This window comes from Tatumella sp. JGM91 (assembly GCF_018257575.1).
Taxonomy (GTDB): Bacteria; Pseudomonadota; Gammaproteobacteria; order Enterobacterales; family Enterobacteriaceae; genus Tatumella; species Tatumella punctata.
In genome coordinates, this window is sequence record NZ_JAERJP010000011.1 from 180,319 (window position 1) to 196,067 (window position 15,749).

14 protein-coding genes and 1 pseudogene are annotated in these 15,749 nt (G+C 47.7%); 3 read left to right on the plus strand and 12 right to left on the minus strand.

Annotated elements, in window-relative coordinates; all coding sequences use genetic code 11:
• Position 1 precedes the first annotated feature (1 nt).
• Positions 2–733 carry a MerR family transcriptional regulator gene (locus tag JK198_RS09670; protein ID WP_212710456.1) on the minus strand — a complete coding sequence of 244 codons (732 nt, stop codon included), beginning with the start codon at positions 731–733 and terminating at the stop codon, positions 2–4.
• A gap of 349 nt (positions 734–1,082) precedes the next feature.
• Between JK198_RS09670 and JK198_RS09675 the strand changes: the two genes are divergently transcribed.
• Complete coding sequence (locus JK198_RS09675) at positions 1,083–1,592, plus strand: GNAT family N-acetyltransferase (protein WP_212710457.1); 510 nt, start codon at positions 1,083–1,085, stop codon at positions 1,590–1,592.
• A gap of 192 nt (positions 1,593–1,784) precedes the next feature.
• Here the strand turns inward: JK198_RS09675 and JK198_RS09680 are convergent, their stop codons facing one another.
• The 6 genes and pseudogenes from JK198_RS09680 to JK198_RS09705 all read right to left on the minus strand — a co-directional run bounded on the left by JK198_RS09680 (position 1,785) and on the right by JK198_RS09705 (position 6,123).
• On the minus strand, positions 1,785–2,891 hold the full coding sequence (locus JK198_RS09680; protein ID WP_212710458.1) for a PTS fructose transporter subunit IIC: 1,107 nt from the start codon (positions 2,889–2,891) through the stop codon (positions 1,785–1,787).
• Positions 2,892–2,938: 47 nt separating this feature from the next.
• Positions 2,939–3,247 (minus strand): PTS fructose transporter subunit IIB, encoded by a 309-nt coding sequence (locus JK198_RS09685; protein ID WP_212710459.1) that lies wholly within the window; start codon positions 3,245–3,247, stop codon positions 2,939–2,941.
• A gap of 82 nt (positions 3,248–3,329) precedes the next feature.
• A complete protein-coding gene (locus tag JK198_RS09690) occupies positions 3,330–3,788 on the minus strand; it encodes a fructose PTS transporter subunit IIA (RefSeq protein ID WP_212709329.1) in 459 nt (152 codons plus the stop codon).
• A gap of 75 nt (positions 3,789–3,863) precedes the next feature.
• Complete coding sequence (alsE, locus tag JK198_RS09695; protein WP_212709330.1) at positions 3,864–4,541, minus strand: D-allulose 6-phosphate 3-epimerase; 678 nt, start codon at positions 4,539–4,541, stop codon at positions 3,864–3,866.
• A gap of 24 nt (positions 4,542–4,565) precedes the next feature.
• Positions 4,566–5,828 carry a PTS ascorbate transporter subunit IIC gene (locus tag JK198_RS09700; protein WP_212710460.1) on the minus strand — a complete coding sequence of 421 codons (1,263 nt, stop codon included), beginning with the start codon at positions 5,826–5,828 and terminating at the stop codon, positions 4,566–4,568.
• A gap of 30 nt (positions 5,829–5,858) precedes the next feature.
• Positions 5,859–6,123: pseudogene (locus tag JK198_RS09705) on the minus strand (PTS sugar transporter subunit IIB).
• A 507-nt stretch (positions 6,124–6,630) separates the two neighbouring features.
• Between JK198_RS09705 and JK198_RS09710 the strand changes: the two are divergent.
• Complete coding sequence (locus tag JK198_RS09710) at positions 6,631–7,680, plus strand: LacI family DNA-binding transcriptional regulator (RefSeq protein WP_212709333.1); 1,050 nt, start codon at positions 6,631–6,633, stop codon at positions 7,678–7,680.
• 349 nt (positions 7,681–8,029) lie between these two features.
• Here JK198_RS09710 and JK198_RS09715 read toward each other — a convergent pair whose 3' ends face one another.
• The 3 genes from JK198_RS09715 to JK198_RS09725 form a co-directional block, all read right to left on the minus strand.
• Positions 8,030–8,533, minus strand: a complete 504-nt coding sequence (locus tag JK198_RS09715) for a hypothetical protein (RefSeq protein ID WP_212710461.1) — start codon at positions 8,531–8,533, stop codon at positions 8,030–8,032.
• Positions 8,534–8,760: 227 nt separating this feature from the next.
• Positions 8,761–9,705: a citrulline utilization hydrolase CtlX gene (locus tag JK198_RS09720; protein ID WP_212710462.1), complete on the minus strand. Its 945-nt coding sequence runs from the start codon at positions 9,703–9,705 to the stop codon at positions 8,761–8,763.
• Positions 9,706–9,713: 8 nt separating this feature from the next.
• Positions 9,714–10,736: an ornithine cyclodeaminase gene (locus tag JK198_RS09725; protein WP_212710463.1), complete on the minus strand. Its 1,023-nt coding sequence runs from the start codon at positions 10,734–10,736 to the stop codon at positions 9,714–9,716.
• Between the two features lie 123 nt (positions 10,737–10,859).
• Here JK198_RS09725 and JK198_RS09730 point away from each other — a divergent pair, with 123 nt between their 5' ends.
• Entirely contained in the window at positions 10,860–11,282 is a 423-nt protein-coding gene (locus tag JK198_RS09730) for an Lrp/AsnC family transcriptional regulator (protein WP_212709337.1), read from the plus strand.
• A 445-nt stretch (positions 11,283–11,727) separates the two neighbouring features.
• Here JK198_RS09730 and JK198_RS09735 read toward each other — a convergent pair whose 3' ends face one another.
• Together JK198_RS09735 and JK198_RS09740 are read right to left on the minus strand one after the other, a co-directional pair.
• Positions 11,728–12,654 carry an alpha/beta hydrolase-fold protein gene (locus JK198_RS09735; RefSeq protein WP_249213292.1) on the minus strand — a complete coding sequence of 309 codons (927 nt, stop codon included), beginning with the start codon at positions 12,652–12,654 and terminating at the stop codon, positions 11,728–11,730.
• 123 nt (positions 12,655–12,777) lie between these two features.
• Positions 12,778–15,081, minus strand: a complete 2,304-nt coding sequence (locus JK198_RS09740) for a TonB-dependent siderophore receptor (protein ID WP_212710464.1) — start codon at positions 15,079–15,081, stop codon at positions 12,778–12,780.
• Positions 15,082–15,749 lie beyond the last annotated feature (668 nt).

Sequence of the window (15,749 nt, forward strand, 5' to 3'; positions counted from 1 at the left end):
GTCAGTACAGGGTAATCAGTTCCAGAGACGCTACCTGCTGTTGCCAGCGCTGAAACTGCTCTGCCTGTGCAGCCGTCAGTGGGGCACCGGTCACCAGTAACCATTTTTTATCGGGGAAAGTCACCGGGGCCGGGGTGGCAGCGGGCCGGGGAAGAACATCCAGCCGCAGACCTTTTCCGGTCCGTTTCAGCGCTTCGAGCCAGACTTCACAAGGGTCTGCCAGCAGCCAGCCGCCGATCAGAATATTATCGCCCGCGACTTTTTTATCACCCTCCAGACAAAAAGAAGTGTAGGCAATAATAATACCGTCGAGGATTTCCCGCAGGGTGAGCATGGCCGGAATGTTGGCGGAGAGTTGACTGCGCAGCGGGCGCAGAACCTCAGTCACCAGTTCCGGCCGCGGATATTCGCGGCCAGCGTCATAAACTATCTGGCGCAGTGCATCGATTTTTCCCTCTTTCAGGCGTTGCAGCATCTTTTCCTGCAGGGACAGCCAGTTATTGGTCAGGCCGGTTTCCGGGCGGCTAAGCAGGGGTTTTACCTGACTGACCGGTACCCCTTTTCTTAGCCAGTCGAGAATTTTCAGGGCCAGCCGGACATCATCATCTGTGTACAGGCGGTGCCCGCCTTCGGTCCTCTGCGGGGTCAGTAAGCCATAACGACGCTGCCAGGCGCGCAGCGTGGTCGCATTTATCCCGCACAGCCGGGAAAATTCACCAATCGAGTAAAACATGCAGTACGCCGGTTAAAAAATAAAGTATGTAATATACTACGAAATTTATCTGTTCTGTTAGCCGCTGCAGGGCAACCGGCCAGTGACTAATCAGTTTTTCATCGACGCAGTGACTGGCGAAAAAAACCGCCACCAGCCGGTTGCCGGTGCGGTAATCGTTTTTCCCGGGACCTGACCAATTACCCGCAGAATATATCCGGATCTGAAAAATTCTCGATCCGGATCAATATATTATTCCCGGCGGGCAGTAACCTGTGGCGCTTACATAGTGTGTTCGGAAATGGTGGTTTCAGGTGGTGACTTTCATCTCCGGACAGGATAAGCATTCTGTTTAACCAAAGGCTAAGATGTGTTGATTCGCAGTGCCAGACCTTCCGATGCAGAGCCGCTGTCTCTGTTAGCAGAACGTACCTTCCGGGATACTTTTCAGGACGGTAATACAGCACAAGATATGGAACTTCATTGCCGGGAAAGTTACGGTAAAGCAATTCAGCTCAGGGAAATCCAGACCCCCGGCCAGGTCACTCTGGTCTGTGAAGATCACGGAGAGCTGGCCGGATATGCCCGGCTGCGGTGGGAAGAGTTTCCGGCCTGTATCAATAGCCAGCAAGCGGGTGAAATTCTGTGTTTGTATATGGATAAGCAGTATCATGGTAGCGGCCTGGCCCATGACCTGATGCGCGCCTGCCTGCGGGAACTTGAGCAGAAAGGTTCAGATATTGCCTGGCTTGGTGTATGGGAGCATAACCCGCGAGCGATCAGTTTTTATAAAAAATTCGGCTTTACTGAAGCAGGCGAACATATTTTTCAGGTTGGTTCAGATCCCCAACGGGATATTATTATGATGCGAACACTGTAGCCGGGAACGCTGACGATCATTGCCTGACTTTGCAGAAAATATGACCGGGGGCAGGGGAGAGCGCCTTGCCACCCGGTGTAACTGTATTTTCAGCGAGGCGTTGAGCTGTGGAGATGATATAAGTCTGCGTGAGCAGAGATCAGACTGTTTTTTATCCCATAGCAAAAAACGCCATATCAGGTGTCAATATCATCAGCTTATTTTTATATCATCCATATGGATATCCTCTTCTTCAGAACTATCATCTGTCATAACGTCACGCGGCACGTTTTTCTTGATAATGGCATAGACGACACCAGTGACAAGGATATTGACCAGTAATGCCATAACACCTGCCATAGGTTGTGACATGGTAGGTATCATCAAAACCCCGCCAAAGGGTACTGTTGCATCAGCACCATATACCATCGTGATAGCGCCACCACAGGCACCGCCGATGGCTGCGGCAGAAACACCGCGAACAATATCATTCATCACTATAGGTATGGACCCTTCGACAATATTCACAATGCCCATCGGAACTGCCGATTTTAATGTTTCGATTTCTGCGTTGTTATAAATATTTTTACGCAGCAGCCGGGCAATAAAATAAGCGAGTCCGAAACCAACAGGTGTTGCTGTATTAACCAACTGCAGGGCAGTAATGGGCTCATTGATGCCCTGAGCCTGGAGTGTCAGAACGAAGGCAAAACAGGTTTTATTGATCGGGCCGCCAAAGTCGACAATACACAAAGCACCAATAACCGCACCCAGAACCAGATTAGAGGAAGTCCCCATATTTCGCAGCAAAGATGTCAGAGCATCGGTAAAAATACCAATAGGTGTTCCTATAATATACAGCATGACCAGACAGCTGATAACCGATGCGAAAAAAGGCACAATCAGTGTCGGCATTAAACCACGGGCCCAGTCCGGGACTTTCACATTTTTAATAATCGTAACTGCTATATATCCGGCAATGTAGCCGCCGATCATACCACCGATAAACCCCGCACTAATCTCATTCGCGGCCAGTCCTGTGACAAAACCCGGCGCAATACCGGGTTTACCGGCGATAGAGCCGGAAATCCCGATAGCGATAACCACCGGTAAAAGTCCCAGCGCCCTGGCGCCCAGGGTGGCAAAAGCCTGCCATAAATCAAACTGGCCCGGCAATAAAGTCTGCTGAACAGTTCCTCCGAGGCCCATCCCGATCGCAATAATAAAGCCGGAACCGCAGACAATGGGAATTAAAAAGGAGATAGCCGTCAGCAGATGGCCTTTAGGGTTCGCTGCTTTCCATATTTTTTTTATACTCATAACTTACACCCTTTAATTTATATTGGGTAAGCATTAGTGAATAACTATCAACTGACTAATGCACTGAGTTTTTCGATCAGTTTGTTCGGCGATTTGACTGCGATTTCGGTGGAAACTTTAACGATTTTTTTCCCCGCGAAACGCTCTTCTCCGGAAATCTGCACGTCAGCAGCTAACAGCACGATATCTGCGCTGGCAATTTCATCAGCAGTCAGGGGATTTTCGATGCCAATGGTACCCTGGGTTTCGATCTTCACATTATGCCCGGCCTTTTTGGCGGCAATCTCAATCTTTTTCTGCGCAATATAGGTATGTGCAATGCCTACGGTACAAGCAGTAACGCCTACAATATTCATCGGTATTCTCCATAATGTTTCAATGTTTTTAACTTATTGCATCACGGGCGAAATCCGCTGCCGGATAACATCAGCGGTGATGCTATTTATCTTCAGAATTAAATAACTGAATAATTTTTTTTGGTTCCGTTTCCTTAAGTAATCTGGATATGATTTCTTCATCGGCCAGTGAGGCTGAAACCTGTGCTAATAAACGGATATGGGCAGTGTTTTGATCTTCCGGGCGAACAGCAAACAGGATAATACAGCGGACATCGCTGCCATCCATCGTTTCCCAGGGGATTTGTTGCCGGGTGCGTCCGATAGCCAGGGCAGTACGGGCGACTCCCGATGATTTTCCATGCGGAATAGCAATATGATTTTCGAAACCGGTTGAACCCTGGGCTTCACGCAGCCATACATCGCGGATAAATTCATCTTTGTTAATTATGGCACCATCCCTGACTAACATATTTGTAAGTTCTTCGATGGCTTGCTGTTTGGTTGTGGCCATCATCTCTGAACAGATATTATTGACAGAAAGCACTTCGGAAATATCCATAACTTACCTTCTTTACTAATGGGTGATAGTTAATTACCGTATATACACCATGACCTGAATATATTTCCTGTGGTGTCAGTGGTCAGTCTGGTTTCGGAATATATCCAGCATTCTATCCCATGCCAGCCCGATATCTGAATGCAAAGAAAACAGGCCGGAGGTTCCAACGATATATACATCCACCCCTGATGTTGCGATCCTGGCGAATGTTTTTTCATTACATGACCCGTCAATTTCAGTCAGGTAGTGGTAATTATTATTCTCACGCATACTGATGAGTTTTTTTATTTTTCTCAGTGACTGCGGGATGAATTTCTGGCCTGCGTAACCGGGGTCTACGGACATCACAGTCACTTTGTCCAGCAGGTGTGCATATTCACTAATACTTTCTGCCGGAGTCGCCGGGTTAAGCACCACACCACATTTTCTGCCGGCATCTTTAATCAGATTAAGCAGTCGAAATATTTTGTTATTCGCCGTCTCCGGGTGGAAGCTGATAATGTCAGCGCCGGCATTCAGACACAGGGGAATAATATCTTCCGGATGGTTAACCATCAGATGGACATCAATAGGGACTGTAGTGATTTTTTTCAGATTCTCAATAAAGAAAGGGGAGAGGGTGATATTACGGACATAGTTACCATCCATAATATCGACATGATAAAAATCGGCTTTGTTATTCATTGCAAGGATCTGTTCTCTGAACTGTGTCAGGTCCATACACATTAATGAAGGTGAAAATTTTGCATGCATAAATTGCCTCCCGTATAAAATGAGTTAGTTAAAAATTGTCATAATATGACTCAGGATAATCCCGATAATGCCGAAATCAGCATCACCAAAGGTGGTGGAGCTCAGCCCCATATTGCCCATCATCGGTAACAGAATGGCTGGCAGGAACGAAATCAGCAGGCCGTGGGAAAAAGAGCCGGCCACTGCACCGCGGCGCCCGCCAGTGATGTTGCCGTAAACCCCCGCCGTTGCACCGCAAAAAAAATGCGGAACCAGCCCGGGGACGATGACACTCAGACCGAACAGCGGGCAGAGAAACATACTTACCAGCCCTGCAGAAAAACTGGACAGAAATCCGACGATGACTGCATTGGGGGCAAAAGGGAAAACGGTCGGACAGTCCAGCGCGGGTTTTGCATTTTTCACTAATTTGTCAGCAATACCTTTAAACGCCGGTACAATTTCAGCTATCACCATACGTACGCCTGCCAGAATGATATAGACGCCAGCGGCAAAAGTAAGGGACTGAATAACGGCGAAGATAATATAGTTCTGACCTGCGCTCAGGGTTTCTTCAACAAAGGATTTACCCGCAACGGTCACTAACACCAGAAAAAGGGCCATCATGGTGAGTGCTATTGCGACAGACGAGTCTCGCAGGAAGTTCAGGGAGTCAGGAACCTTAACCTCTTCAATCGAAGGGCTTCCTTTCCCTGTGACTTTACCAATAAGGGCGGCGAGCAGGTAGCCGGCTGAGCCAAAATGCCCCAATGCGAGGTCGTCAGAGTGAGTAATTTTCCGGGTAAAGGGCTGTAGAATGGCCGGTGAAATAACCATCATTGCGCCAAGAGTGATTGAGCCGGCTGCCACCACAATGGGAGCTGACAAACCTCCGGCAGATAAGACCACGGCCAGCATTGCAGCCATATAGAGCGTATGATGCCCGGTCAGGAAAATATATTTCAATGGTGTCAGGCGTGCGAGGAGGATATTGATAAGCATCCCTGATACCATAATCATGGCGGTAGCAGTACCGTAATCTTTCTGTGCCAGGACCGCCATGGCATCAGTATTAGGAACGACGCCCTGAAGGTGGAAAGAGTGTTCAAATAACTGACTGAAGGTTGTTAATGTACTGGCGATGATACCTGCACCGGCAGTCAGAATAACAAAACCCATTATTGTTTTTAATGTACCGGCAATAATTTCAGAGATGGCTCTCTTTTGTAATAATAGTCCGGTCAGTGAAAACACGCCGACCAATATCGCCGGTGTCCCTAACACATCGTAAATAAGGAACTGAAGCATAATATACTCCGCGAATCAGATGACGAGCCTTCAAATGTTTTCTTCCAGAATATCTGTTATTTTTTATTATCCAAAAGATTACTCAGCCCGAAGACCTTTGCAGAATGGCCACTGAGATGGCGGGCAATATCTTTTGCGCTGAGGATAATATCAGCCACTTCGCTTTTTGCAGAGCTGACATCTGTGTGGCTGACATCTGCCTGTCTGTTTGTCTCTCGCAGGATTTTTTTACATTCATTTCGACAATAAAGCTGCTGCCTGGTCCGTTACCACATACAATCAGTGCTTTATTCATTGTGTTTCCCTTTTATATGTCTTTATGTCTGGCCTGACTAATCCTGTCATTTAAAGTTATTTCATATGTTTTCCGGGCATCCGTCCCGTACCGCCGCAGAGTTATAAGTTTTATCTGTTTATCGGCTGGCTGGTATATAAGAGTCAGTTTATTATTACGTCTTTCGTGTTCCATTAGTTAATTTTAATAGCTGCTGTTTATATTTTTCCCCTCAGTCCGGGAGATGTCTGTAAGGTTATCCGTTATATCAGCAGGTGTGTTTTTTTAATGTGTTCTTATTACTGATTATATCTTCCCTCTGAACCCCGATATGGCGAACTATAAACAGTCAGACAGAACACAACTGTGATCAGACTCCCGAAGTTAGCGCTAACATTCCGGAGAGTTAAAATTTGGGTTGCGGGTAACATAATTTAGAATGTTCTTACACCTGTCCTATACTAAGTTATACTATCAGCCGTAGATAATGGTTCTCAATTTCCTGTTTTTTAAACAGTCGGAGTTTTTTTGCAAATTTCAGACGCAGACAGTAGTCCGAAAGAAAAACGCCGCAAGGGGACGGGTAAAATTACCCTGACGGAAGTGGCTGAGTTCGTCGGCGTGAGTGCAATGACTGTCTCGCGGGCATTGAGAATGCCTGAAAAAGTGAATTCCGAGCTGCGAGCCCGTATTGATGCAGCCGTCCGTCAGCTTGGTTATGTACCGAATCTCCAGGCACGTAATCTGGCTTCGGTACATTCAGATCTTATACTGGTTGTGGCCCCGGCGTTTTCTTCACCGGGCTTTTTAACAATATCAGAATCATTGCAGGCTGTGCTGTCCGGACAGGGGTATACCATGATGCTAATGGAATCCGGTAATGATGGCCGCACTGAATATAAAGCTTTTGAGAAAATTCTTGCCTACAACCCGGCGGCGATTATTCAGTTTAATACTGACACTATCGACAGCTGCAGCCGGCTGCTGTCACATACTGAGGTACCGATACTCGATATTGGTGCGCTGAATCCGCATTCGGTCGGGATCAGTATCGGCGTGGATTATGCTAAGGCAGTCAGAATGCTTGTGACACAACTGTCTGCCGCCTCTTTAAAAAATATTGCGTTGCTTTGTACCCCCGCGAACAACAGGATGTCTCGTCAGATATTGAGTGGCTGGAATACAGCTATGCTTTCCCTGAATCGTTCTCCGCACAGGGTAGTAGCCACTCATCTGCCTTCAGCTATCACCACCGGGCTGAATGTGTTCAGCGATCTGATGATTACCTGGAGTGACCTCGACGGGTTAATTTGTACCTCGGATGAAATAGCCTGTGGGTGTATGATGGCCTGCCATAATGCAGGTATAAAAGTCCCTGATACTCTTGCCATTGCCAGTCTGGGGGGAAGCAGCTTATCAAAGGTATGTTCTCCGTCTTTAACGACAGTTGAGTTCCCCTGGCATGATATCGGAAACAGGGCCGGCAAAGCCCTTCTCGATTTGCTTAATGATGTGCCCGGTGACAAATATATTGAAATGCCCGGTGTGCTTAAAGTCAGGGCAAGTACACCCGGTTAATTTTCGCAGCAACACAGGGCAATACAGCGGTAACCGTATTCACTCTCTGCGGATAAGCCGGATGTGTCTGACGGATAAGGTCATAACAGGGTGAGGGATGAGTCGCTGGCTTATCTTTGTCTGCCGGGTGTGCTATAGCTGCTAATACGACAGGAGTCTGTTTAACAGGCAAGGCCAGTGATGGTCGCATAAGTGTCCGTCATCAAAACCGGCTGGATATTTATATGCCGGGCAGGTGGCTGACGAACATTCCTGTCAGATGCAACAGCAAGTTATACGCTAACGTCATCATTTTTAATAAACAATGACGGCTATTTAAATATAAAAATATCCGCCATTGTTCTGTTTATTATGGTTTTTCTGCCGGTATACCCTGACCGGAGAGTTCATAGCTGATATTGCCAATAACTGTATCCGGGTCAAAATTAATATGGCTTATAGCATGTTTATCACCGGAAGCATTATTATAGATATCAAGAGTCGCAAAAGGCGCCCCTGTATCATTCGTGCCGTATGCAACCTGATAGGCAGTGTTTTCATTGTAGACTGTGAACGCATTAAGGCTATGTTTTTTATCCCCCTGGCTAATAAATGATGTATTCCTTTTCGGGACAACAATATTTTTTTGTTGTGTTACACCTGAGACGGTCTGGCCGAATGAGTATGATACCTCTGACTGAATAATACAGACCTCTACTTCTTTATCATGATCAGAGGTCTGTGCATAGAATACAGGGTCTGCACAGCGATGAAGTTTGGCCTGGTCAGGAGAATTACTGGTAGCGGCATAGCTTACAGGTATAGAAATAATACTCGTGACAGCAGTCAATAAGCATAAGTGCTTTAGTTTCATTACTGTTTCTCCAAATAGTCTTGATAGTATAACAGTATAGACATTATTGATTCAGCTGCTGAAATTACCTTCAATCTGTTTATATTTTTATATGACGGCTATACAGGAAACCCACACAGCCCGGAGAGTGAACAGTTTGCCTGTTATTATTGTGGAAGATAACTGTCTGAAATACTCTGCTGCTGCCTGAAAGTTACCCGGGCACGACACCCCGGGTCAGGCTGTCACTAATAATGATTACAGGTTTCAGGTACCGGCATTTTCTTTTCCAGAAATATTTCAGCCACCATACAACGTGCACCGCCTCCGCCCAGATCTTCAATGATGTCAATAGGCGCCAGGGCGAGTCGGGCGTAATCTGAAATCTTCTGCTGCTGCTCCGGCGTGAAGGATGCCCATGCCCGGCCAGACATGGCGTATACCGGCTGGCCGTGACAGTCTTTTAGCTCAATAACGTTACAGACAAAGGCTTCCATCTGGCGCCAGGTCACGTCGATAACTTCTTTGCCGGTACGCTGAAGAGATGCGAGCAGCCGCTGTCGTTCCGCTCCGGACGAGAGGGATTCAAGACAGACGATGGCATATTTTTTCCCAAGGCTCATCATCACGTTAGTATGATAAACAGGCTGCTGATGGCGGTCATATGCATTGAACCAGTGCATACGGTAACCTGATATTCTTTCAAATTCTTTGGCTGCCACTTCCGAACTGCGCGACGATCGGCATGCGTAGGCGATACGATGATCATGATCCAGAATAAGTGACCCGGTTCCTTCGAGATAAAGACCTTTTTCTTCAAAAACAGACAGGTCAATTCTTCGGTTAACAATATAGTCTTGCGTCAGGTCGGCGATGATATCCTGCCTGCGTTCTCGCCGGCGATTTTTCGCTTCCATCGGAAACGTATATATAGTGCCGTCTCCCATCATGGCTATCCAGTTGTTGGGAAACAGGGAGTCGGGTGTATCCCGGGCTGTATCCTCATCTATCACCTTGACATTAACCCCTGCCTCCTCAAGTGCCGTGACGTAACCATCGAAAGCGGTCCTTGCAAGCTCTGCGACGTCAGGAACCTGACTTAATGTTTTCTGGAAAGAATTACTCAGACGTGTCTCGGGATTTCCTTTAAAAGCCGCCGGACGTACCATCAGAACAGAATGTGTTGTTTGCATCTTGAATGTTACTCCGGGTGTTTCAGAAAACGGTAAAGGTCGCGGGGGTTAGCCGGGGCAGGAACCAGACGGACAGTGCTGCCAATATGGTGTTGCCGGGCCATGTCATTGATCAGGCGGAGCGTCGAGAAGTCTTCAATGGCAAACCCGACTGAATCAAATACGGTCACCGCTGTATCGCTCTTTCTGCCGGGACGCTCTCCTCTGAGCACCTGCCAAAGCTCCGTAACGGAAAAATCGTCCGGCATCTGCTGTATTTCGCCTTCTATACGTGACTGCGGGGTAAATTCGACGAAAATATCTGCTTCACTGAGTATCCGGGCTTCAAGCTCTGTTTTGCCCGGACAGTCGCCGCCAACTGCGTTGAGATGCATACCCGGCTTAACCTGTGCAGCAGAAATAATGGTCGCATTGGTTTTATCAGCAGTAATGGTGGTAATAACATCGGCCTGTGCCACGGCTTCATCAACACTGCGGCAGAAATGCAGGTTAATGCCAGCATAATCCCTGAGATTAGCGGCCAGTTTTTCTGTGGCTGTATCATCGACATCGTAAAGCCAGAAATCCGTGAGTTTCAGGACTTCACTGAACGCGATTATCTGAAACTCGCTCTGTGCTCCGTTACCAATTACGGCCATATGTCGTGCGTTTTTACGCATCAGATATTTGGCAGCCAGTACCGATGTTGCTGCTGTGCGTAGCGCGGTGGCAAGCGTGAATTCGCTCAACAGGAGCGGGTAGCCGGTCGCAATTTCTGCCAGCGCGCCAAAAGCCATAACGGTTAGCTGATTATGAAGGGTATTCTGAGGGTGCCCGTTCACGTATTTGAAGCCGTAATATGCAGAGTCAGCCGCCGGCATCAGCTCAATCACACCAATATCAGAATGGCTTGCCACCCGTGGTGTTTTATCAAATTCTCCCCAACGTAAAAAATCATACTCAATATAATCAACCAGCTGTCTGATAAATCCGGCTACGCCGGACAGGTTTACCAGCTTACTCATATCATGCGTATCAATAAATCGCGTCATTAAAGATTCTCCCTGTGGTCCTGAAACAACAGTATGAAACATTAATTTGTCTTATATAAGTTGATAAAAAGGCCAAAAAGATATATTTATTAGCAATATGTAAATGCAGAAAATCATTTTGAGATGAAAGATACAGACAAACACCTTGTGGCGCTGCTGCGTGAAAATGCACGGGCATCAGTAACTGAACTTGCAGCAACAATGAAAGTATCCCGTGCTACCGTCCAGAAACGTATGGAAGCGCTGGAAAACGAAGGCGTCATAACCGGTTATACCGTCAAAGTAAAACCGGGTGTCGAACAGAACAAAATCAGGGCCTGGATGAATGTCGCGGTAGAAGGAACAAAAGCGAAAACGGTACTTCAGCAACTGCGTGGCGATCCGGCGGTTTATACACTGCACACGACCAATGGTAAATGGGATTTATTAGTTGAGCTTCGCTCGGATTCACTGGAAAACTTTGACCGGATACTGGGCCGGGTCAGGCGTATCGAAGGAATTCAGAATACGGAAACCAGCATACTACTTTCCACTCATAAAGCCTGATAAAACAAGGCAGTTACAATGTTCCAGCGCGATAACGTAATCTGAAAATTGATAAAAGGATACGACGTGCTTTCGTGACAATTGTCGGTGGATATCATTAGCCGTTTGCTGAAGGCTTTTAAGAAGCGGGTACCGGGGGATATTTTTGACAGGGTACTGATATTTTTCGCGAACTTTAGCCCGTTTTACTGCCGGGTATTCACTGTCCATCCACGATGAGTTGCTTTTTTTAAAACCAGCCGGGGCAGTCCGGAATAAAAAAACCACGCGATTACGTGAATTTTTTATTTTTTTGCGATTTGCGGCGACGGCCTGGAATCAGAAGATCCTGCGGATTGTATTTTTACTCACGGCAACGATCGATTGTGCCGCTACGCAGTGGTGGTTCTGAAAGCACAGTAAGCTGAAGCTGACGGAGGGCCGGCCCTCCGTCGTAAAACCGCAGTTACGGCTGCTGTGATACCCGCAACAGTGCCTCTTCCAGTGATGCCGGGAACATCTGACCGTGACTCAGACCGGGAAACAATAGATAACTCGCCGTAACGCCTTTATCATGCAACTGAGAGACGCTTTTACTGACCGCTGCCAGGATATCATTACCCGGAGCCGTATTTTTCCGCTGCAGATCTCCGTCACCTTCCATCAGAAACAGATGTTTATTCCGTAGCCGGTCAGCCGGAAGTGATGTCATCAGTGTCAGCAAATTAAAGTCCATCTGTCCCAACGACGGACTGGCGGAGTAATACTGATGAAAGAAATCCGAATGAACATAAGAATCCAGCACCCACAGTCCGGCGAATGAGTGGCCCCATACCCCACGTTGTGCGGTATTCAGTGGCAGATTATTTTCTGCCTGCGGCGCGATAGTGCCTTCCAGTAGTTTGCGAAACACCAGACTTCCTCCGGCGGGCCTGCCGCGGCGATCCTGCTGCTGCGATGAACCGTTCCCGGAAGTCACCGCCGGAGTATAATCGTAGGTCCGGCCTTTAAGATCGAAAGGCAGGTTGGTCTGATAACCGACCGCAACAATCACCGGCGGATTATGTTGCGACAGCTTTTCCAGCAGCGGTTCAGAGAGTTTATCCATCACCGCGTTGCCGTCCAGCATATACAGCACCGGATACCCTTTCACCGGCGGTGCTTTATCCGGAATCGCAGTCCACACTCTGTAATGTCGCTGCCCGTCAGTCGAATCGAAACTTTTGACCCTGAAGTGATACACTGCCGAACCTTTATCAGCAATGTTGGGTCCCAGCGGGGCCATATTCGGCCTGGCATCCGCCACAGAACAGGCACCGGCCATAGATCCGCTAATGCAAACCAGTAAGATCAGATTTTTATAGTCAGCCAGCCTGCGGCCAGAAGCATTCATGAACATCACTCTCCAATAGCAATACCGCCGGCAGAGCTGGGCGGTATCAGGTTAACTCCGTCAGATAGGGGCTGACAGCCTTCGGGGCAGGGCAGCAGCTCACCGCCCCTGTCGCACTGACGATCAGAAGTGCATTCCCAGTTCCATGTAGTAGGTCCGCCCTGATTCATTGTAGGTCCGGGCACCGGCGCCATAGGCGTAAGTTCCGTTGGAACCTGTGGTTAACGCATTACCTTCACGGTAGTGACGTTTATCCAGCAGGTTATCGATACCTGCGGTCACATCCATATTTTTATTCACACTGTAGACAGCGCTGAACCCGAACACCGCATAAGGGTTCACCTGCCAGGTTTCGCTGCCGGAAGTTGCCACACCCTGAGTATTATATTTTTGCGGTTTCTGTCTGCCATACCAGGTCATGGTTCCCTGAACGGCTAAATCGTTAGTTGCCTGCCAGTCCAGCTCTGAGTTTATGGTGAATTTAGGAATTATCGACAGATAATCACCGGTGGATTTATTCTCGTTATCAATGATATAGGTGAAATTATTATTCATAGTCACCCGATCACTGATCGGGAAATTAAAGGTCCCTTCCAGCCCTTGTACCACTGATTTCGGTACGTTAGTCCACTGATAGACGTTGGAAGTACCGTTGTAGTAGGCAGAACTGGTGCCGGCTTCGATTTTGTTACGGTAATCGTTACGGTACCAGGTCAGACCGGCCTGAACACGTTCATGATGGTATTCAATGCCGATTTCTTTGTTGATACTGGTTTCAGCCTTCAGGTTTTTATTGCCCTGCAGGTAGCAACTGGAACCTGTGTCATAGCAACCATTGCCGCTGCTGTACAGCAGATAGTTCGGGTTAGTCTGGTACAGATTCGGAGCCTTCCATGCCCTGGCAATTCCCATCTTCAGGGTAAAGTCGCCACCCAGATCCTGTGACAGATTCAGAGACGGACTGACATTACTACCGGTATAGGACTGATGATTTAAGCGAATTCCCGGGGTCAGACGAGTTGAGTCGGTCAGGTCGATATTATCTTCGGTATAGATACCCCAGATATTTGCCGAGCTGTATTCACTACGGTAGCTGCCAGATACGCCGTCAATATCTGATGTTGCTGCCAGAGTATTCGATGTCGGATCTTTCATCGTCTGGTGATTAAATTCAGCACCAAAGGTCAGATTCTGCTGTACCCGGCCGCTAATCGGAATATTAATATCCGAGTGGAGATTAGTATCATTCAGATTAATGGTTGCAAAGCCTTCATCAATGGAGGAAAACAGCCCTTCCACCCCTCCGGATAAGCCTTCTTTCAGTCGGGTATTACGGGTTTTTTCAAACTGTATGTAGTTATTGGTGGTGACACCATTGTCCCGGGCACCGGTGTACTTAAGCGCCAGAGTCTGGCGATAAATAATATTAGTTTCCTTACCGTAATAAGCTTTGGTCAGAGTGGTGTTGTTAGTATTCTGAGTGTCTCCGGCATACAGGTTACCCTGACGGCTGTAGCCTGCATCTAATTCCAGCGCCTGCATTGGGGCAAATTCCCAGCGCAATACACCGTTAATATTTTTATTAACGCCCCCTTCACGGCCGGCCGGAACCATACCGGCATATTTTCCGGTACGCTCTGCGGAATGACCGTCGTTAATGTTCTGACCATCGGCCTGGGTTTTACTCCAGTTGCCATACAGCCGCATGGTCAGGTTATCGGTCAGCCCGCCACTCAGGTCGAAGTTTTCACGTTTAGTCGCACCTTCCTGTTTGTGCTCCGGGACGTTGTAATAACTATTAAAGCTGCCATGCCAGGTTTTCCCAGCGGGCCTGGTCACAATATTGACCACGCCCCCCATGGCACCGTTACCATACAATGCCGCGGCCGGGCCACGGATAACCTCTATATGGTCGATCATTTCCGGAGGTACCCAGTTGCTGTCACCACGGGTATCGCGTTCACCACGCCAGCCGTAGCGTACTGAGTTACGGCTGCTGACTGGCATGCCATCAATCAGGATCAGCGTGTTCTCCGGCCCCATACCGCGAATATCAATCTGTCGGTTGTTACCCCGCTGGCCGCTGGTGGAGTTTCCCGTCAGATTAACGCCTGGCATAGTACGGATAATTTCGGATACATCGCGCTGGATGGGATGTTTTTTAATAGCTTCCTGATCGATGATCGAGACGCCCGGGGCCTGCAGCGTCTGTAGCCGACCAGTCACTACCAGCGGGGGGCCGTCCTCTTTTTTCGCCTCAGGAATGAGTACTTTTTTTGTTTCAGAGGAGGGCTGTTTTTTAACCGGCTCTCTGATGTTTTGCATGACATTCTGATCTGAAGTATCGGCTGCGTTAGACAAAGGGGTAATAAAATTGCCTGCCACCAGAGATGCCAGAAGCGAGTATTTCAATGATTTATTTGCCATAAAAGAGTAAAGTTTCTGCATGTTTTTTTGAATTAAAATACTAATGAGAATTATTTTTAATATCAATAATAGAAGTAATGGAAGGGTAAGCAAAGTGTAAAGCGGTTGTGCATGCCACGGTGTCGGGTGATACCACGGCGATTACGGTACTTTAATCTTTAAGCAGTGCGTTAATGATTAATAAATTCAGCTGAACGGATCATTTTTTTAATAATTAACATGGTTTGTTACAAATGGAATTATTCACTCTATTAGTAATAAGTGTCCGTATAATATTTAAGGTTACAATGAACCATAAATATATCCCGACAAGGGGAGTCTCTCTGACCGGGAACTTACCGATTGCGGGGAAAACCACAGGTTCAGGCATATCCAGTCACCGCGTTTTGGTGGTTCCGGCCCGGTGGTAGGTATCAAGGTAGTTGTCATTCCCGGTTAATTTAAGCCGCCTGTTTTTCCCGTTCCGGGTTCAGGGTAACTGATCTTACCCAGCAATAGTGGACACGCGACTAAGTGAGTAAACTCTCAACCAGAGGTAGCTCACATGACAAAGCCAGCATCAACCATAAAGAAGACGCGTAAGCAGCACACGCGGTAAGTGTCAAGGTAGTTGTCACCCCCGGTTAATTTAAGCCGCCTGTTTTTCCCGTTCCGGGTTCAACGTTACC

Excerpts from the sequence above, each read along its gene's own strand:
- JK198_RS09670 (WP_212710456.1), bottom strand. The coding sequence starts at position 733 with ATGTTTTACTCGATTGGTGAATTTTCCCGGCTGTGCGGGATAAATGCG.
- JK198_RS09685 (WP_212710459.1), bottom strand. The coding sequence starts at position 3,247 with ATGAATATTGTAGGCGTTACTGCTTGTACCGTAGGCATTGCACATACC.
- JK198_RS09715 (WP_212710461.1), bottom strand. The coding sequence starts at position 8,533 with ATGAAACTAAAGCACTTATGCTTATTGACTGCTGTCACGAGTATTATT.
- JK198_RS09700 (WP_212710460.1), bottom strand. The coding sequence starts at position 5,828 with ATGCTTCAGTTCCTTATTTACGATGTGTTAGGGACACCGGCGATATTG.
- JK198_RS09735 (WP_249213292.1), bottom strand. The coding sequence starts at position 12,654 with ATGAATGCTTCTGGCCGCAGGCTGGCTGACTATAAAAATCTGATCTTA.
- JK198_RS09725 (WP_212710463.1), bottom strand. The coding sequence starts at position 10,736 with ATGACGCGATTTATTGATACGCATGATATGAGTAAGCTGGTAAACCTG.
- JK198_RS09690 (WP_212709329.1), bottom strand. The coding sequence starts at position 3,788 with ATGGATATTTCCGAAGTGCTTTCTGTCAATAATATCTGTTCAGAGATG.
- JK198_RS09740 (WP_212710464.1), bottom strand. The coding sequence starts at position 15,081 with ATGGCAAATAAATCATTGAAATACTCGCTTCTGGCATCTCTGGTGGCA.
- JK198_RS09720 (WP_212710462.1), bottom strand. The coding sequence starts at position 9,705 with ATGCAAACAACACATTCTGTTCTGATGGTACGTCCGGCGGCTTTTAAA.
- JK198_RS09680 (WP_212710458.1), bottom strand. The coding sequence starts at position 2,891 with ATGAGTATAAAAAAAATATGGAAAGCAGCGAACCCTAAAGGCCATCTG.
- alsE (WP_212709330.1), bottom strand. The coding sequence starts at position 4,541 with ATGCATGCAAAATTTTCACCTTCATTAATGTGTATGGACCTGACACAG.
- JK198_RS09730 (WP_212709337.1), top strand. The coding sequence starts at position 10,860 with ATGAAAGATACAGACAAACACCTTGTGGCGCTGCTGCGTGAAAATGCA.